The organism is Sutterella sp. (genome assembly GCF_030539355.1).
In the GTDB taxonomy this organism is placed as follows: Bacteria; Pseudomonadota; Gammaproteobacteria; order Burkholderiales; family Burkholderiaceae_F; genus Sutterella.
Genome location: NZ_JAUNSF010000181.1, coordinates 1 through 2,511 on the forward strand (window position 1 = coordinate 1; position 2,511 = coordinate 2,511).

3 protein-coding genes are annotated in these 2,511 nt (G+C 64.8%); 2 read left to right on the plus strand and 1 reads right to left on the minus strand.

Going from position 1 to position 2,511, the window contains the following annotated elements; genetic code table 11:
* The first annotated feature begins 130 nt into the window (after nt 1-130).
* Both Q4F91_RS13315 and Q4F91_RS13320 read left to right on the plus strand, forming a co-directional pair.
* Nucleotides 131-1,435 carry a Na+/H+ antiporter NhaC family protein gene (locus tag Q4F91_RS13315; RefSeq protein ID WP_303338216.1) on the plus strand — a complete coding sequence of 435 codons (1,305 nt, stop codon included), beginning with the start codon at nt 131-133 and terminating at the stop codon, nt 1,433-1,435.
* A 66-nt stretch (nt 1,436-1,501) separates the two neighbouring features.
* Nucleotides 1,502-1,834, plus strand: coding sequence for a hypothetical protein (locus Q4F91_RS13320; protein WP_303338217.1), 333 nt, complete (start codon nt 1,502-1,504; stop codon nt 1,832-1,834).
* Nucleotides 1,835-1,933: 99 nt separating this feature from the next.
* On the opposite strand, the gene Q4F91_RS13325 is transcribed toward Q4F91_RS13320, so the two are convergent.
* Nucleotides 1,934-2,368, minus strand: a complete 435-nt coding sequence (locus Q4F91_RS13325) for a hypothetical protein (RefSeq protein ID WP_303338218.1) — start codon at nt 2,366-2,368, stop codon at nt 1,934-1,936.
* Nucleotides 2,369-2,511 lie beyond the last annotated feature (143 nt).

Below are 2,511 nucleotides of genomic sequence, written 5' to 3' on the forward strand. Positions count from 1 at the left end.
CGACCGAACGGCGGCGCTTGATCGGACAGGCAGATGGCATGCCGTTTCTGCTGAGGCGGCCGCGGCTGCGGATGCCTAAGCTTGACATTTCGGGTCCCTCTCCCCGTCTGAATTCCGCCTCTTGCCCGCCATGTCTCCGACCCTCGTCATCGGCCTCTTCTGCCTCGGCCTTCTCGCCTGCCTCGTGCTCGGGCTCCCGGTGCTCCTTGCGCTCGCCTTCGGCCTGGCGCTCTTCGTGGGCTACGGGTTCGCGAAGGGCGTGCCCTTCGAGAAGATGCGCGTCCCGGCGATTCAGGGTCTGAAGACGACCTCGGGCATCATCATCGCGCTCCTACTGATCGGCATGCTCACGGCCTCCTGGCGCGCCTCGGGGACGATCGCGACCCTCGTGAGCCTCTTCACGGACCTGATCACCCCGGGCTCGGCCCTTGTGCTCGCCTTTGTGCTCAACGCCCTCCTCTCGGTCCTCACCGGCACCTCCTACGGCACCGCGGCCACGATGGGCGTGATCTCGATGACGATGACGGATGCGATGGGCATCTCGCCCATCCTCGCGGGCGGAGCGATTCTGTCGGGCGTCTATGTCGGTGACCGGTGCTCGCCCGTCTCGACGAGCGCCTCGCTCGTCGCCGCCATCACAGGGACGAGCCTCTACAAGAACGTGCGCCTGATGGCCCTGACCGGCGCGCCGCCCTTCCTTCTCGCCTGCGCGATCTACGCGGCCGCGGGCTTCCTTTTCCCCGCGAAGGGCGAGACCCTTGACGTGACCGCCCTCTTCGCGCGCGAGTTCGATCTCTCGCTCGCGACGCTCATCCCGGCCGCGGTGCTCTTCGGGCTCGTTTTCTTCCGCATCTCGATCCGCTGTTGCATGGCGGCGAGCATCTTCGCAGCCGTGGGCGTGGCGATGTGGGTCCAGGGAACGCCGGCCGCGGACCTCGCCCGGTTTCTGCTGACGGGCTTCACCGCCCGGGAAGCTGATATCGCCCACATGATGAACGGCGGCGGGCTCGTCTCGATGTTCAATGTCTGCGGCATTCTGCTCATCGCCTCGACCTACTCGGGGATCTTCGAGGCGACGGGGCTCCTCTCGGGGATCCGCGGACACATGCCGGCGCTCGCGAAGAAGCTCACGCCCTTCGGCGCGATCACGGCGTCGTCGGTGGTCACGTCGGTCGTGGGCTGCAACCAGGTGATCCCGACCATGCTCACGCGCGAGCTCTGCCGCGACGTGGAGCCCGATCGCCAGCGCATGGCGCTCGCGCTCGAGGACACCGCGATCGTGATCGCACCGCTCATTCCGTGGTCCATCGCCTGCGCGGTGCCGCTCACCTCGATCGGGGCGCCGGTGACCTGCATCCCGGCGGCCTGCTTCCTCTGGCTCCTGCCGGTGTGCGCGATGGCGCTCCCGGGGCTGAGGAACAGGATCCTGGACTGAGTACGTCATTTACCGGCGCTTTCCTGCTCCGTCAATACGCTGTAGACTGTCGCTCGGACAGCAACATTGACCAACAGGGAGAATGTAATGACGGCAGAGGATTCAGGATCCGCGAGGATTCCCCTCGGGGTCACAGATGACAATGCCGGGGGGCGCTCCGACGCCGCCGATCCCCTGCCCCTCACCGAGCTGGCTGCGGCCATGAAGGCTGCGGCTGGCGAGGACCTCCATCTCGGCGCCTGGCTCGGATTCATCTCCCGGGACATTGAGGCAAACCCTTCAAGGCTGATCCCCGTGAACGAGGACCAGGTCCGGGAAATCATTGAACTCACCCGCGGGGTGGAGTTCGATCTCAATGCGCCCCTCGAGGGCGAGGAAGACGGATCGACCTCCGAATGACAGCAAAGAACCGAAGACCTTTCCCGGGTGATCCGGACAGCCTTCGGTTCCAGTCGGTTGCCAGTCTGAGGCCCTTAACCTTCAGGGCTCAGGCGCGTTTCAGTTGAGCTTCCTCGAATTGAAGAGCGGCTCATAGGGGAAGAGGATCGAGAGCTCGCGCAGGAGTTCCTCCTCGTCGAGCCCCGTGTGCATGCGCTCGAACTCCTCGCGGGCCTCGGCGACGGCGTCAATGAGCTTCGCGGCCTCGCCGCCCTTCCTGGAGCTGAGCTCCCGGGCGCTCTTCTCGTCCATCAGGCCGGCGCAGTTGTTCTCGAGGTATTCCTTGAATTCCTCGCTCGCCGCGCCGTCGGGGCGCGTCATCAGGAAGTCGAGCACGGTCCTGCCGCCGTAGATCGAGGTCTGCACGCGGGAGATGGCGTGCACCTCGTGGATCGTGAGCTCGATCCCGTGGTACTCCTGGTAGAGCGACTGGCGGCCCGTGTCAGTCTCGAGCCTGAGATGCATGGCGACGGGATTCGTGAGGGACTTTGTCATGATCGAGAACTCCACCGGTTCTGATGACTGTTTCAAGACATGCCTGAGAAGGCTGTCTATATCCAAATTATGACACCGCTTTCCGACGGTGTGAATACGCCTTTTGATCAAGTGCCGCACGCGCGGGATGCCCGGCGTCTGAA

Coding starts and splice junctions, on each gene's coding strand:
- Q4F91_RS13315 (WP_303338216.1), top strand. CDS start 131: ATGTCTCCGACCCTCGTCATCGGCCTCTTCTGCCTCGGCCTTCTCGCC.
- Q4F91_RS13325 (WP_303338218.1), bottom strand. CDS start 2,368: ATGACAAAGTCCCTCACGAATCCCGTCGCCATGCATCTCAGGCTCGAG.